Annotated in this window: 15 protein-coding genes; 7 read left to right on the forward strand and 8 right to left on the reverse strand. The window is 62.4% G+C overall.

Annotated elements, in window-relative coordinates; genetic code table 11:
* Positions 1-45 precede the first annotated feature (45 nt).
* From ACUN0G_RS22990 to ACUN0G_RS23010, 5 genes are all read left to right on the forward strand, one after another.
* Complete coding sequence (locus ACUN0G_RS22990) at positions 46-726, forward strand: response regulator (RefSeq protein WP_177134601.1); 681 nt, start codon at positions 46-48, stop codon at positions 724-726.
* Complete coding sequence (locus ACUN0G_RS22995) at positions 726-2045, forward strand: ATP-binding protein (protein WP_421526054.1); 1320 nt, start codon at positions 726-728, stop codon at positions 2043-2045. The genes ACUN0G_RS22990 and ACUN0G_RS22995 overlap by 1 nt, the downstream gene beginning before the upstream one ends.
* Positions 2046-2167: 122 nt before the next feature.
* Positions 2168-2941, forward strand: coding sequence for an N-acetylmuramoyl-L-alanine amidase (locus ACUN0G_RS23000; RefSeq protein WP_445574343.1), 774 nt, complete (start codon positions 2168-2170; stop codon positions 2939-2941).
* A gap of 150 nt (positions 2942-3091) precedes the next feature.
* Positions 3092-4492, forward strand: coding sequence for an aspartate aminotransferase family protein (locus ACUN0G_RS23005; RefSeq protein ID WP_076015329.1), 1401 nt, complete (start codon positions 3092-3094; stop codon positions 4490-4492).
* A gap of 80 nt (positions 4493-4572) precedes the next feature.
* Complete coding sequence (locus ACUN0G_RS23010; protein ID WP_003209001.1) at positions 4573-4797, forward strand: MbtH family protein; 225 nt, start codon at positions 4573-4575, stop codon at positions 4795-4797.
* A 384-nt stretch (positions 4798-5181) separates the two neighbouring features.
* On the opposite strand, the gene ACUN0G_RS23015 is transcribed toward ACUN0G_RS23010, so the two are convergent.
* From ACUN0G_RS23015 to ACUN0G_RS23050, 8 genes are read right to left on the reverse strand one after another with little or no spacing between them, the layout of a single operon-like run.
* Positions 5182-6129, reverse strand: coding sequence for a metal ABC transporter solute-binding protein, Zn/Mn family (locus ACUN0G_RS23015; protein WP_445574344.1), 948 nt, complete (start codon positions 6127-6129; stop codon positions 5182-5184).
* Positions 6129-7028 carry a metal ABC transporter permease gene (locus ACUN0G_RS23020; protein ID WP_029300631.1) on the reverse strand — a complete coding sequence of 300 codons (900 nt, stop codon included), beginning with the start codon at positions 7026-7028 and terminating at the stop codon, positions 6129-6131. The genes ACUN0G_RS23015 and ACUN0G_RS23020 overlap by 1 nt, the downstream gene beginning before the upstream one ends.
* Positions 7025-7771, reverse strand: coding sequence for a metal ABC transporter ATP-binding protein (locus ACUN0G_RS23025; RefSeq protein ID WP_445574345.1), 747 nt, complete (start codon positions 7769-7771; stop codon positions 7025-7027). Before ACUN0G_RS23025 ends, ACUN0G_RS23020 begins: the two co-directional genes overlap by 4 nt.
* Positions 7768-8688: a metal ABC transporter substrate-binding protein gene (locus tag ACUN0G_RS23030; protein WP_063028374.1), complete on the reverse strand. Its 921-nt coding sequence runs from the start codon at positions 8686-8688 to the stop codon at positions 7768-7770. Before ACUN0G_RS23030 ends, ACUN0G_RS23025 begins: the two co-directional genes overlap by 4 nt.
* A gap of 25 nt (positions 8689-8713) precedes the next feature.
* The gene (locus tag ACUN0G_RS23035) at positions 8714-9274 is read right to left on the reverse strand and encodes a DUF6162 family protein (RefSeq protein WP_445574346.1); all 561 of its coding nucleotides are present in this window, start codon (positions 9272-9274) and stop codon (positions 8714-8716) included.
* Positions 9271-9585 (reverse strand): hypothetical protein, encoded by a 315-nt coding sequence (locus ACUN0G_RS23040; protein WP_445575585.1) that lies wholly within the window; start codon positions 9583-9585, stop codon positions 9271-9273. The genes ACUN0G_RS23035 and ACUN0G_RS23040 overlap by 4 nt, the downstream gene beginning before the upstream one ends.
* A gap of 10 nt (positions 9586-9595) precedes the next feature.
* Positions 9596-10135 (reverse strand): thiamine pyrophosphate-binding protein, encoded by a 540-nt coding sequence (locus ACUN0G_RS23045; RefSeq protein ID WP_167663539.1) that lies wholly within the window; start codon positions 10133-10135, stop codon positions 9596-9598.
* Positions 10132-11334 (reverse strand): PepSY-associated TM helix domain-containing protein, encoded by a 1203-nt coding sequence (locus tag ACUN0G_RS23050; protein ID WP_445574347.1) that lies wholly within the window; start codon positions 11332-11334, stop codon positions 10132-10134. Before ACUN0G_RS23050 ends, ACUN0G_RS23045 begins: the two co-directional genes overlap by 4 nt.
* Positions 11335-11585: 251 nt before the next feature.
* Here ACUN0G_RS23050 and leuC point away from each other — a divergent pair, with 251 nt between their 5' ends.
* Positions 11586-13007 carry a 3-isopropylmalate dehydratase large subunit gene (gene leuC / locus ACUN0G_RS23055; protein ID WP_445574348.1) on the forward strand — a complete coding sequence of 474 codons (1422 nt, stop codon included), beginning with the start codon at positions 11586-11588 and terminating at the stop codon, positions 13005-13007.
* Entirely contained in the window at positions 13004-13618 is a 615-nt protein-coding gene (gene leuD / locus ACUN0G_RS23060) for a 3-isopropylmalate dehydratase small subunit (protein WP_445574349.1), read from the forward strand. Before leuC ends, leuD begins: the two co-directional genes overlap by 4 nt.
* The last annotated feature ends 227 nt before the right edge of the window (positions 13619-13845 follow it).

Consider the following 13845-nt stretch of genomic DNA (forward strand, 5'->3'; position numbering starts at 1 on the left):
TCCACTACCTTTTTAATCACCCTCACATTTTGCAAAGGGTTCACCATGCACGTACTGGTCTGTGAAGACGACGAACTGATCGCCAGCGGCATTGTTGCCGGGCTCGGCGCCCAGGGGCTGACCGTCGAGCGTGTCGGCACCGCCGCCGCTGCCCGGGCGATGCTCAAGGTGGCGGAGTTCGACGTGATGGTACTCGACCTCGGCCTGCCGGATGAAGACGGCTTGAAGCTGCTGCAGCAATTGCGCAGCCAGGGCCTGGAGATCCCGGTGCTGATCCTTACTGCACGGGATTCGGTGACCAACCGCGTCGACGGCCTGCAGGCCGGTGCCGACGACTACCTGCTCAAACCCTTCGACCTGCGGGAACTCGCCGCACGCCTGCACACCCTGTTGCGCCGGGTAGCCGGCCGCAGCGTCAACCTGATCGAACACGGGCGCCTGACCTACAACCCCAGCAGCCGCGAAACGTTGCTGGGCGGTGAGTCGGTTGACCTGTCCCGCCGCGAGCAGGCGTTGTTGCAGGCCCTGCTGCAAAACCGCGGGCGGGTGCTGTCCAGCGAACAGCTCAAGGACAGCGTCTACGGGCTTAATGACGAACTGGAAAGCAACGCCCTCAACGTCCACATCCACCACCTGCGGCGCAAACTCGGCAATGGCATCGTCGAGACCGTGCGTGGCCTGGGCTATCGCCTGGGCCCGGCTGACGGTGGAGAGGACGCTTCGTGATGAGCCTGCGCCTGCGGCTGACCTTCAAGCTCGGCGCGGCCTTTGTGCTGATCTGGGCCCTGGCCGCCGCGTGGATGCTCAACGACCTGCGCAACCAGATGATGTTCTCCCTCGACCAGCGCCTGGTGGCTTCGGCGCGCATGGTCGCCGGGCTGATGGAACAGATGCCTGGGCTGTCCAGCACGGGTGAGGGCGCGCACTTCAGCGCCGAACAATTGAATGTACCGGGCGGCATGGCGTGCCAGGTCAGCTCGTTGCGCGGAGTGGTGCTCGCCCGCAGCCACACCACGCCGGACCAGGGCTTGGAGTCGCGCAAAAGCGGCTTTCGCGACCAGATGATTGATGGCGTGGGCTGGCGCAGCTTTACCCTGTCCCGTGGCGATTTGTTTATCACCACCGCTGACCGGCAGGTGGAGCGTGAAGCCTTGAACCTGTCGATCCTGCTGGCCGCCTCGGTGCCGGTGGGTGTGGCGTTGCTGGGCTGCCTGTGCCTGCTGTGGCTGGGGATCGGCCAAAGCCTGTTGCCGCTCAACCGCATGCGTGACGCCTTGATGCGCCGCAGTGCCGACTCCCTCGAACCTTTGCAGATCAGCCCGCTGCCCAGCGAACTCAAGCCGCTGCTCGACACCCAGAACCAGTTGCTGCAACGCATCGCCAAAACCATCGAGCGCGAACGCCGCTTGACCGGCGACGCGGCCCACGAACTGCGCAGCCCGCTGACGGCGATCAAGACCCACCTGCAAGTGGCGCGCATGACCGAAGGCGCTGCCCGTGACCAGTCCCTGGCCCACGCCGAGGAAGGCGCCGATCGCCTGCACCGTACCCTTGAACAGTTACTGCTGCTGGCGCGGGTTGAAGGCAGCCTGTCGTTTGATGACGGCCTGCAATCGAGTGCCGAACAAGTCGCACAACTGGCGATCCAGGACGCCAATGGCGGCGACAATCAGCGCATAGACCTGATCCTGGCAGACGGTCTGTCCGAAAAGCCGGTGGAAATGCCGGTGGGCCTGGCCGTCGCCGCCTTGCGCAATCTGCTGGACAACGCCTTGCGCCACACGCCGCCTGATACCCGGGTGGAGCTGAGTGTGTCCAGCACTGGCGATAATGTGGTGTTCCGGGTGCGTGACTACGGCGCGCCGATCTCCAGCGAAGACTTGCAACACCTGACCCAGCGCTTCTGGCGCAATGGCAACAGCCCGGGATGCGGCCTGGGGTTGGCGATTGTCCAGGCAATCGTGCAGCGCTGCTCGTGCTCCTTGAAATTCGACAGCCAGGCGGACGGCATGCGCGTCGACCTGGGCATGCCGTTGCGTCGCTGAACTTTCTTTTCACGGCACAAATAGCTACCGCCACCCTCAAGCGCAACGCTTCAGGATGGCGGTCATTTTTTTGTGTTTGAACGGGCTGAATGACTCAGCCTGTGTTGAAAAGGACAGCGCCTATGTTGGTCATCGATTCCACTTTTTCCGCCAAAGACTTTAACCAACGCAATGGCGAAGCTGTGCGCCAGGTGATTGTGCATTACACCGCCGCGTCTTTTGCTTCGTCATTGCGTACGCTGACCCGTGAGGGTGTCAGTGCTCATTACCTGTTGGTTGACCCCCATGACGCCAGCTACCGCTCCGCCGGCTACGATGAACTGCGGGTGTTCCGCCTGGTGGACGAAGCGCAGCGCGCCTGGCATGCCGGCGCGAGCCACTGGGCCGGGCGCGATAACCTCAATAGCCGCTCCATCGGGATTGAAATCGTCAATCAGGCCCGGGATGACGCCGGTGTGTTTACCTTTCCCGCGTATGGCCCTGAACAGATCGACGTGTTGATTGCGCTGATTCGCGACATTCAGGAACGTTACCCGGCGATCGGTCCTACCGATATCCTCGGGCATTCGGATATTGCCTATTGGCGCAAGAGCGATCCCGGCCCTCGGCTGCCTTGGCGTTGCCTGTTCGAGGCGGGGGTGGGGGCCTGGTTCGATGAGTCGGCCAAGATGGCCTATCAACGCCGGTTCGATATCGGCCTGCCGCTGGAGGTTGAAGCCGAACGGGCGTTTCAGCGCTACGGTTATGCCCCCGCGAAAAATCGCCTGGGTTTTCAGCAGCGCGTCCGTGCGTTTCAGATGCATTTTCGTCCCAGTGACCACAGCGGGCGGCTGGATGCAGAGACCTGCGCAATCCTGTATGCGTTGAATGAAAAATACACCGGGGTTGCCGGGTAAATCCGCTAAAGCGGTTTTTAACGACCACAGGTGTAAATCCTCTGCTCCCTGATGCGTTTCCAGAACAGGAAATCCGTGCGTTGCCCTTGGGCCAGACGCCAACGGGTTGGCAGTTTGGTCACCATCATCAGCGTATTGAGGGATCTGGAAATGTCAGTCGCTACCAGCCGTATTGAAGAGACCCAAGCGGTCCCTGCGGAAACGCTCTACCAGTTCGACGAAACCCCGCTGCTGGCCCGCCAGCGCCAGCAGGAATCCAATGCCCGCAGCTATCCTCGGCGCATACCCCTGGCGCTCAAGCGTGCCCGCGGGATCTACGTCGAGGACGTCGAAGGCCGCAGCTTTATCGACTGCCTGGCCGGTGCCGGCACCCTGGCGCTGGGGCATAACCACCCGGTGGTGATCGAGGCCATTCGCCAGGTGTTGAGCGATGAATTGCCGTTGCACACCCTGGACCTGACCACGCCGGTCAAGGATCAGTTCGTGCAGGACCTGTTCGGCCTGTTGCCGTCGGCGCTGGCGCGGGAAGCCAAGATCCAGTTCTGCGGCCCAACCGGTACCGATGCAGTAGAAGCTGCGCTGAAACTGGTGCGCACCGCCACCGGACGCAGCACGGTGTTGTCGTTCCAGGGCGGTTATCACGGCATGAGCCAGGGCGCCCTGAGCCTGATGGGCAGCCTGGGGCCGAAAAAACCGCTGGGTGCCTTGCTCAGTAATGGCGTGCAATTCCTGCCGTTTCCCTACGACTACCGTTGCCCGTTCGGGCTGGGTGGGGCGGAAGGGGTCAAGGTCAACCTGCATTACCTGGAAAACCTGCTCAACGACCCCGAGGCCGGTGTTTTGCTGCCGGCAGCAGTGATTGTTGAAGTGGTGCAGGGCGAGGGCGGCGTGATCCCGGCCGATCTCGACTGGCTGCGTGGCCTGCGCCGTATTACCGAACAAGCCGGAGTGGCGTTGATCGTTGACGAAATCCAGAGCGGCTTTGGTCGTACCGGCAAGATGTTTGCTTTCGAACACGCCGGCATCGTCCCGGACGTGGTGGTGCTGTCCAAGGCTATCGGCGGCAGCCTGCCGCTGGCGGTGGTGGTGTATCGCGACTGGCTCGACACTTGGTTGCCGGGCGCCCATGCCGGGACCTTCCGTGGCAATCAGATGGCCATGGCCGCCGGGTCGGCAGTGATGCGCTACCTTAAAGACCACGACATTCCCGCCCACGCGGCCGCCATGGGCGAGCGCCTTGGTGAGCATCTGCGCATCCTGCAGCGCGACTTCCCGCAGTTGGGGGACATTCGTGGTCGTGGGCTGATGCTCGGCGTGGAGCTGGTGGATCCCGCAGGCGCCCCGGACACTCAGGGCCACCCGCCGGTGCATCGTCAATTGGCGCCACTGGTACAGCGTGAATGCCTCAAGCGCGGGCTGATCCTTGAACTGGGCGGTCGCCATGGCAGCGTTGTGCGTTTCCTGCCGCCGCTGGTGATTACCGCCGCAGAAATCGACCGTGTGGCCGAGATCTTTGGTCGCGCCCTGGCGGCAGCGGTCGCCAGCCTCTAATTTTTTACCGGGCTGGCACGTTCTTTCTTACATCAGCTGTGCGTGGTGCGCAGCCAGCCTTACACCGACGGAGAACAGCAATGACCTCAGTATTCGACCGCGAAGACATCCTGTTTCAGGTAGTGGTCAACCATGAAGAACAATATTCCATCTGGCCCGACTACAAGGCCGTGCCGGAAGGCTGGCGCACCGTGGGCAAGAGCGGGATGAAGAAAGAGTGCCTGGCCTACATCGAAGAAGTGTGGACCGACATGCGCCCGTTGAGCCTGCGCCAGAAGATGGACAGCCAGGCGTTGGCGGGCTGATCCAGACCTCGGGCACAACACAGATCCTAATGTGGGAGCGGGCTTGCTCGCGAAGGCGTCGTGTCAGTCACTGTATGTGTTGACTGTCACAGCGCTTTCGCGAGCAAGCCCGCTCCCACCTATACTGTGTTTCGCTTGTGAGAGGCGCGTTATAGCGCCTTGATTACCTGATCCACATTGCCTTCCAGCTCTGCCGCCTGCACTGCATCGCTTGGCTTGCGGGTTGGCGGGCTGACCCAGACCTCGGGCACAACACAGATCCTAATGTAGGAGCGGGCTTGCTCGCGAAGGCGTCGTGTCAGTCACTGTATGTGTTGACTGTCACACCGCTTTCGCGAGCAAGCCCGCTCCCACATTTAATGTGTTTCGTCTGTGAGAGGCGCGTTATAGCGCCTTGATCACCTGATCCACATTGCCTTCCAGTTCTGCCACCGGGTCGGCGCCATCGGTGTCCAGCACCAGCAACTTCGTCCCGCCCGCCGCAACAGCTGCCTGCACGGCAGCGCTTGGCTGGCGATGATGCAACACCACTGCTACTTCATTTTCCTTCAAGCTTGCAGTCAGTTGTTGCAACGCCTCGGGTGTCCATTCGGTGTCAGCCCGCGCATCGGTGCTGACCAGTTCCAGATTCAAGCCACTGACGAGATAACCAAAATGATCGCTCAGGCTGACCACCGTCAGGTTGTCGGCCTTGGCCAGTCGCGCCTCGCTGTCGGCGGTGAGCTTGAGCAGGCGTTGCTTGAGGCTGGCCAGGTTGGCTTCGATGTGCGGCTTGGCCTCGGGGGCCAGACGACTCAGGTCGGCGGCCATCACATCGGCCATGCGGCCCATGTTGTTGCTCGCTTGCCACGGCTGGCTGTTCAAACCGTCGATGGCGCCCGGCTGTACGGCAATCCCCGGCAAACCACCGTCTACTGGGCGCGCCGCGTCGACTTCGACGATGCGGATGTTACTGCGTCGGGCCACCGGGTACAGCGGGTCATCCGGCCACAACGAGCGCAGGCCGATGGCCGCGTCGGCGTCCAGGGCCAGGGTATTCAATGCCTGTGCACCGCGCCCGGTGAAATAGGCGACTTGGCGCGAGCCGGGCAGGTTGGCCGGTGCCGCGCGTTCAAGTTGCACGTCGGTGCCTTTGAGCAGCACCTGCGCCAGGCCGTAAGTAATCGGCAGTGCGGCCAGTACTTTCACCGGCTTTAACCCGTGGGCCTTGTTCAGGGTCGCATGGCCAACGCCTAGGTTGGCGGTGGTCTGCAACGGCTTGACGCCGTCGGCAGCGAACGCCGGTGTGGCGATTGCCAGGGCCAGCAGCAGTGGTCGAAAAATCGGGCGCATTATCCAAGATTCCCTTTCAGGCTGGGGACCGTGCCGCGAGCGATGGCGGCGAGGGCGAAGGCGATACCGGCTACCAGAATGATTGCGGCACCGGACGGAATCGGCAGGTCGAAGATGATTGGCAGCAGGATCCCGCACAGGGTGCTGACGGTGGCGATCACCACCGAGATCCAGAAGAAACCCTTGAGCGACTGGCTCAACAGGCGTGCGGCGGCCGCCGGAATCACCAGCAACGCACCCACCAGGATCGCGCCGATGACCTTGACTGCCGCGACGGTGATCAGCGTCACCAGGATCACGAACAGATAATCCAGAGTCTTCACCGCTACCCCGCGCACCGCCGCCAGTTGCGGGTTGAAGCTGGCCAGCATGATGCGGTTGTACAGCGGCAGGGCCAGGGCCATCACCAGTGAGCCGACAATCGCCAGCACCAGCAGGTCATTACCGTTCACTGTCAGCACCGAGCCGAACAATACGTTTTCCAGGATGTGCACATTGATCTTGCCCGCCAGAATCAGCAGCAGGCTCGCGCCCAGGGCCAGGGACACCGACAGGAACACGCCGATCAAGGTGTCGGGCGCCAGGCCGGTACGGTTGCGCAAGTAGTTGAGCAGGATCCCGAACAACAGGCAGTAGCCAAACAGGCTGCCGTAAGGCCCGGTGTAGGGTTCACCCAGCAGAATGCCCACGGCCACGCCGGTCAAGGCGGCATGGCCCACCGCTTCGGAAAAGAACGCAAAGCGCTTGACCACCACCAGGGTGCCCAAACCGCCCAGCACCGGGCCGATCAGCAGCCCGGCCAGCAGCGCGTTGACCACAAACCCATAGGCCAGTGCTTCCGGCAAATACCCGGAAGACGCCCAGCCCTGGACCATCAAGCGAAAGGCTTCGTAGCTCATAAGGCCGGGCTCCGTGGGTGGGTGGAGAACAGGGTCAGCAGGCGGTCCGGGGTCAGCGCCTCCTTGGGCGTGGCGTCGAACAGCACGCGGCGGTTCAGGCCGGTGACGCGATCGGCCAGGCGGCCGACAGCCTCCAGGTCGTGTTCGATCCACAGCACGGTGATCCCGGCCTGGCGCCAGTCGTTCAGCAGGCGCTCGAACACCTGGATGCCGGCTTCATCCAGCGCCGACATCGGTTCGTCCAGCACCAGCAATTGCGGCGCCGGGATCAAGCCCTGGGCCAGCAGCACCCGCTGGCGTTCACCGCCAGACAACGCGCCCATGCGCCGTTTGCGCTTGTCCTGCATGCCGACCCGCTCCAGTGCGTCGCCAATCGCGGCAGCGTAGTGCTTGGACAAACCGAGAAACGCCGGACGCCGCTGGCACATCGCAGCCATGAAATCGTCGACGGTCATCGGCAAGCCCCGGTCGAACTCCAGCGCCTGGGGCACGTAGCCGATGGTGCCGGGGGCGTCCGGCCAGTGCAGGCTCAATTGGCCCTGGTGCGGCGTTTGCCCCAGCAGGGTCTTGATCAGCGAGCTTTTGCCGCCGCCGTTGGGCCCCACCAGCGCATGAATACTGCCGGGCTGGACCTGGAAGCTCACCGCGTCGAGGATCACGGTACGGCCCAGGGTCAGTGCCACATTTTTGAAGTCGAGGGTCGGGCCAACGCTGGCCACGCTCAAGTGTTCAGCCGCCGTCATGCCCCGGACTCCTGAATCGCCCGCACCACGGTATTGAGGTTGCCGGTCATTTCCACTTCGTACTTTTCTGCGCTGTAGTCGCCATAGGAGATGTGCGACAGCGGGTACAGTTTCACGCCGGATTCACGCTGGATGGTGTCGACGTAGCTGGACGGGAAATCCATTTCCGAGAAGATCACTTTCACGTCCAGCTCCCGCAGTTGGTCGATGGTTTTCTTCAACTGGCTGGGACTCGGCTCGATGCCGTGGGCCGGTTCCACCACGGCGGTGACTTCCAGGCCGAACTCTCGCAGCAGGTAGTCATACGCCGCGTGCACCGTGGCCACCCGCAGGTCGGGGTTGGGTGCGCTGGTGAGTTTGGCCAGGGCGTCGGCGCGCATCTGGCGCAGGCGCTTGCCGTAGGCCCGGGCGTTCTGGGTGTAGGTCTTGGCGTTGTCCGGGTCGAGCTTGCCCAGTTCCCGGGCGATGTTATTCACCTGGGCAATCGAGGCGCTGATGGACAGGAAGGTGTGCGGGTTGACCACCTTGCCGGCACCGCGCGCGGCGTTGCCGGTGGCGGCCAGCAGCGGCACGTTGGCGTTGGCTTCGATCACCGGGATGTCCGGGCGCTCACTGGTGGCGATCATGCGGTCGGCGAAATCGTCATGGCCGACACCATTGAGCACGATCACATCCAGGGTGCCGATGCGCTTGATGTCTTCGGCACGGGGCTCGTAGGCGTGGGGGTTGAAGCCGGCCGGAATCAACGGCACGACTTCAGCTTTGTCGCCGACGATATTGGCCACGTAGCTGTAGTAAGGATGCAGGGTGATGCCGATGCGCAGGCGTTTGGCAGGGTCGGCACTGGCGAACGGGGCCAGCAGCACGGTAATCAGGCCGACCAGCAGCAGGCGTAATAATGGAGATGAAATAGACATGGTCTTCTCTCGCTACAGCGTGAATTCAATGACGATGCTGGCGGGTGACACCGGCATCGAATTGCGCGACCACTTGCTGCCAGCCCGCGTTGATCAGCGCCTGGTCAGTGAGGTCGGTGGGGGCGGTGAGGTTGGCGCTGCGGTTGAGCCAGATATCCGGCTCGGCACCACGGATGCGCATCAACAACGAACCGCTGAGGTCCGGTGTCTGGCTCAAGCCCAGGTAGGCCGCGTCCAGCAACTGCCAGCGGTGGTCGCCGCGGCTCACCGAGCTGGCGTCCTGGGCGAAGGGCGCAAAACCTTCCTCGGCCAGTTGCTCAGGCGTCGGCAGGGCGCTGTATTCTTCCTGCAGCAAATGGATTTCATCCAGGGTCACCCGCAGGTCGGCGTAGATGCCTTGCTCGGCGGCGCTGAGGTCGCGGCGGGCGTCCAGTTGGTGACTGGGCACGGCGGCGATCTCCTGGCTTTCACCGCGCAAGGCCACCACGGTGCCGGCAACGGCGAGGATGATCAGGCACAACAGCAGGACATACAGGGTTTCATGGCCGGCACCGGCAGGGCGCACGACTTGGGTTGTGCGGCTCATTGGGGCTGGATATCCGCTTGGTCGATTTCCACCACGTGGCCGGGGCCCGCGTCAAACAACACGTAGAACTCGGCGGACGGTTTCTTGAAGGTCAGCGTCGAGTCCTCACCCAGCTTGCCGGGCACCAGGATGGTTTCGTCATAGCCGATCACATCCAGGGTCACCCCTGGGGCGCCGCTGCCATCGGAGAAACCGCCGGTGCACTGGATCTGCTCGCCGGGGATTTCCTTGCATTCGCACATCGGGTTGTGGGCCAGGGCAACGGTACTGAAGCCGGCACTGAGGATCAGCGCGCCAACGGTGCGGGCCAGTTGGGCAAAGTCATGGTTTAACTCCTCGTTTTTTCAGCCAGTCGATGGTGGCCGGCGATGCCTGGCTCAAGGGAACGGACGCCTGGTGCATGGCGCCGTCCCAGCCCTCCATGGTGATCCACACTTCGGCGTCCAGTGGGGTGCGTTCGGGGATCGGCAGCATGGCGCCCATGCGATACGGTGTGCCGAAGAAGATCACCCCGGCGGCCCGCAGGCTGCGGGGCTTGCCGATGCGCAGGTAGGTGGCCTTGACCTGGTCGATGCAAGTGGCGCACAGGGCGGCATTGAAGGATTTCATCGGGCCCGCCGGGTCGGGGCGCGGGGCCTCGTTACGCAGTTCGGCGAGCTTCACGCTCCACGGGCCGACCTGCACTTCGCCGATCTCCCGCTCGCCAAGACCGCTGTCACCGCGAAACAGCGCGGCGTCGGCAAAGTACTTGGGCATAAAGCCCAGGGGCACCAGAATCAGCAGGATATTGATGTGGAAGCGCCACTTGAGCCAGAAGGCACGCAGGGGAGAGGGCGGGTTAATTGTCGTGGCCTTGTTCATCGGTTGCCCTCCGTGGTTTCAGCCAGTCCAAGCGGATTTTCCTGCGGTTGCTGGCGCACCTTGGCGCTACGCTTGAGTGCGTTGAGCGTGGCCAGCGCCGTGCGTTTGCTCCAGATCAGCAGACCGCTCAAGACCATCATGCTCAGTACCAGACCGAAGAAGAACCAGATCATCTTGATCCACAGTCCGCCGAAATCCCCGGTGTGCAGCGGGCGCATGGATTCGGTGACGAACTCCAGGCCGGAGCGGTCGGACAGCAGGTGCGAGGCGGCGATTTCGCCGTTGTAAGGGTTGATTTGCGCGGTTTGGTACATCAGTGGGTACCAGCCCCGGCCACCAATCATCAAATGGCTATAGGCCGTTGCCGGCAGGCTGACGAAACTGGCTTCCAGGCCTGGAATGCGCTGGGTGGCGATGTCGATTGCCTCATCCAGGGGAATCATCGGCGCGCGCACGCCTGGGCTGGACAGTGGCACCTTGTCCCGGGTGATCACCGGGACAATTGGCTCACTGGAAATCGAGATCTGATTATCGAAAAGAATCGCCTGAATCAGAAACCAGGTGCCGGTTATGGAAATGACGGCAATAAACCAGATCGACCAGATGCCGCTCAATCGGTGAAAGTCGCCCCAGAAGATTCGCGCACCGTGGTTAAAGCGCAAGGTTGGCTTGAAGAAGCCTTTCCAGAAACGCTTGTAGACCACCAGGCCCGTCACCAGCGAGGCCAGCAGCGGCAAACCCAGCAACGAGACCAGGTACCAGCCCCAGCTGAAACCGTTGGTGAACGGCACCAGCCACCAGCCGTGCAGTGCGCGGGTAAATTGTTGGAAGTCGAACGCCGGGGCGATCCCCTGGATCACCCCGGTGTAGGGGTTGACGAACACTTCTACGGTTCGCCCGTCGGGATAGGCCACGTTCGACGTCAGGGCGAAATGCGACTCGTCGGGGCGGCTCAAGGACTTGACGATGGTCAGCGGCTCGGCGCGGTTCATGGCCTTGATGACTTGTTCGTAGCTGAGCAGTTCGGCGTCGTCCGATGGCTTGCTGGCGCGGATGTCCGGGTTGGCCAGCCAGACGATTTCCTGGCTGACCACCGCCAGGGTGCCGGTGACACAGACGATCAGCACAAAGAACCAGATGGGCAATGCCAGCCAGCTGTGCACGAGAAACCAGAGTTTTGAGCGTGACTTCTTCGACATGTGAATGAGGGTCTTGATCGGAGGGGGGCAGTAAAGGCCCGGAAAACGCCACCCGTAGCTTTTGCTGACGCGAGCGGCTGTATCTAAGTTAAGACGGATGAGAAATGCAAAACCCTAAGGCGGATATGAAAGCAAATGTTTCGAATAGCCATTCATGCAACACGAAACATGTTCCGAGTCATCACCAAGGCGGGATTGATGGGGCGGGGGCGCTGCCTATGATGGAGCCATACCGTTGAGCGAGCCCCATAATGACTTCTGCCAGAACCCTCTACGACAAACACATCGACTCCCACACGGTGTGCCGCCTGGATGACCAGGGCCATGTGCTGCTGTATATCGACCGTCAGGTAATAAATGAATACACCAGCCCGCAAGCCTTCAGCGGCTTGCGTGAGGCAGGCCGTGGCGTATGGCGCCCCGGCACGGCGCTGGCGGTGGTCGACCATGTGAACCCCACCACGCCCAAGCGCATCGCGACCATGCCGGATGCGGGCGGCGCGCGCCAAGTGTCGTATTTGGCGGAAAACTGCCGGGATTTCGGGATTGAGCTGCTGGATATCCTCGACAAGCGCCAAGGCATCGAACACGTGATCGCCCCGGAGCAGGGTTTTATCCTGCCGGGCATGGTGATTGCCGCCGGCGACAGCCACACCACCACTTACGGAGCCTTGGGTGCGTTCGGCTTCGGCATTGGCACCTCGGAAATCGAGCATTTGCTGGCTTCGCAAACCCTGGTCTACAAGCGCCTGAAAAGCCTGCGCGTGACCGTGGACGGCGAACTGGCCCACGGCCTGACTTCCAAAGACGTGATCATGGCGCTGATCGGCAAGATCGGCGCTTCGGGAGCCACCGGCTACGCCATTGAGTTTTGCGGTTCGACCATCGATGCCCTGAGCGTCGAGGCGCGCATGACCATCTGCAACATGGCGGTGGAAGCGGGCGCCCGCGGTGCGTTCATGGCGCCGGACGAAAAAGTGTTCACCTACCTCAAGGGCAAGCCCCGCGCGCCGAAGGGCGAGTTGTGGGAGCGCGCCCTGGTGGGCTGGCGCCAATTGCACTCGGATGCCGACGCGGTGTTCGACCTCGAAGTGCAACTGGACGCCACGACACTGGAGCCGATGGTCACCTGGGGCACCAGCCCTGACCAGGCCGCGCCCATCGGCGCCCGTGTGCCGGACCCGCAAGACGTCAGCGACTTGATTCTGCGCCAGGACATGCGCCGCGCCCTGAACTACATGGGCCTGGAAGCCGGCATGCCCCTGAGCGAGATCGTCATCAGCCATGCGTTTATCGGCTCCTGCACCAACGCCCGCATCGAAGACCTGCGGGATGCGGCCAGCGTGGTGCGCGGCAAGCACGTGGCCGACCATGTGCGGGCGATGATCGTGCCGGGCTCCACCGAAGTGCGTGACCAGGCCGAAGCCGAAGGCCTTGCTGCGATCTTTATCGAGGCCGGGTTTGAATGGCGTCAGTCCGGGTGCTCGATGTGCCTGGCAATGAACGACGACGTGCTGGAGGTGGGCGACCGCTGCGCCTCCAGCACCAACCGCAACTTCGAAGGCCGCCAGGGTGCGGGAGCCCGCACACATCTGATGAGCCCGGCCATGGTTGCCGCCGCCGCGATCACTGGGCGCCTGACGGATATTCGCCATTTTGGAGAGCGCACATGAGCTTGCAACCTTTCACTCGGGTCACCGGCAAGGCCGCGCCGATGCTGGCGGCCAATATCGACACCGATGTGATCATGCCCAAGCAGTTTCTCAAGGGCATCGACCGTAACGGGCTGGATCGTGGGTTGTTCTTTGATTTGCGCTTTTTGGCGTCGGGTGAACCAAATCCGGAGTTTGTGCTGAACCAGTCGGCCTGGCAGGGCGCGAGCTTTATGGTGGTGGGGCCGAATTTTGGCTGTGGTTCCAGCCGGGAGCATGCGGTGTGGGGGTTGAAGCAGATGGGGGTTCGCGCGCTGATCGGCAGTAGCTTTGCGGGGATTTTCTATGACAACTGCCAGCGTAACGGGGTGTTGTTGATCACGCTGGAGGAGGCGGTGTTGCAGCGGTTGGGGCAGATGGTGAGTCAGCCTGAACAGGCGCTGATCAGTGTGGATCTTGAGGCGCAGGAAATTCTTTTGGCGGACGGGCAGGTGATTGGGTTTCAGATTGATACGTTGCGCAAGACTGCATTGTTGTTGGGGTTGGATGCTATCGGCACGACGTTGCAGCGCAGTGAGCAGATCAAGGTGTTTGAGCGGGGGCATTTGGCGGCCAATCCTTGGCTGGGGTGATAGTGAAATTGCGTACATATCCGTTAGTTAGGTAACGGCCACTTATGGTTTCGCTCTTACAGCGGCTCACTTTGGAAAAAAAGCCCCAAAGTAAGCAAAGGGCTCTGCCCCGCCTGTCGGCGCTTCGCTTGGGCTCGGCGTTCCCTCACTCCGGCACCGCGAAGCGGGCCGCCGCGACGGGCCATCCATGGCCCGGCGCGGCTAAACCGGCGTCCTGCCGGTTTACC

The sequence above is a fragment of the Pseudomonas sp. 32A genome (assembly GCF_052682255.1).

What these genes read in the sequence shown, in the direction of transcription:
- ACUN0G_RS22990 (WP_177134601.1), top strand. Translation starts at nt 46, where the DNA reads ATGCACGTACTGGTCTGTGAAGACGACGAACTGATCGCCAGCGGCATT.
- ACUN0G_RS22995 (WP_421526054.1), top strand. Translation starts at nt 726, where the DNA reads ATGAGCCTGCGCCTGCGGCTGACCTTCAAGCTCGGCGCGGCCTTTGTG.
- ACUN0G_RS23000 (WP_445574343.1), top strand. Translation starts at nt 2,168, where the DNA reads ATGTTGGTCATCGATTCCACTTTTTCCGCCAAAGACTTTAACCAACGC.
- ACUN0G_RS23005 (WP_076015329.1), top strand. Translation starts at nt 3,092, where the DNA reads ATGTCAGTCGCTACCAGCCGTATTGAAGAGACCCAAGCGGTCCCTGCG.
- ACUN0G_RS23010 (WP_003209001.1), top strand. Translation starts at nt 4,573, where the DNA reads ATGACCTCAGTATTCGACCGCGAAGACATCCTGTTTCAGGTAGTGGTC.
- ACUN0G_RS23015 (WP_445574344.1), bottom strand. Translation starts at nt 6,129, where the DNA reads ATGCGCCCGATTTTTCGACCACTGCTGCTGGCCCTGGCAATCGCCACA.
- ACUN0G_RS23020 (WP_029300631.1), bottom strand. Translation starts at nt 7,028, where the DNA reads ATGAGCTACGAAGCCTTTCGCTTGATGGTCCAGGGCTGGGCGTCTTCC.
- ACUN0G_RS23025 (WP_445574345.1), bottom strand. Translation starts at nt 7,771, where the DNA reads ATGACGGCGGCTGAACACTTGAGCGTGGCCAGCGTTGGCCCGACCCTC.
- ACUN0G_RS23030 (WP_063028374.1), bottom strand. Translation starts at nt 8,688, where the DNA reads ATGTCTATTTCATCTCCATTATTACGCCTGCTGCTGGTCGGCCTGATT.
- ACUN0G_RS23035 (WP_445574346.1), bottom strand. Translation starts at nt 9,274, where the DNA reads ATGAGCCGCACAACCCAAGTCGTGCGCCCTGCCGGTGCCGGCCATGAA.
- ACUN0G_RS23045 (WP_167663539.1), bottom strand. Translation starts at nt 10,135, where the DNA reads ATGAACAAGGCCACGACAATTAACCCGCCCTCTCCCCTGCGTGCCTTC.
- ACUN0G_RS23050 (WP_445574347.1), bottom strand. Translation starts at nt 11,334, where the DNA reads ATGTCGAAGAAGTCACGCTCAAAACTCTGGTTTCTCGTGCACAGCTGG.
- leuC (WP_445574348.1), top strand. Translation starts at nt 11,586, where the DNA reads ATGACTTCTGCCAGAACCCTCTACGACAAACACATCGACTCCCACACG.
- leuD (WP_445574349.1), top strand. Translation starts at nt 13,004, where the DNA reads ATGAGCTTGCAACCTTTCACTCGGGTCACCGGCAAGGCCGCGCCGATG.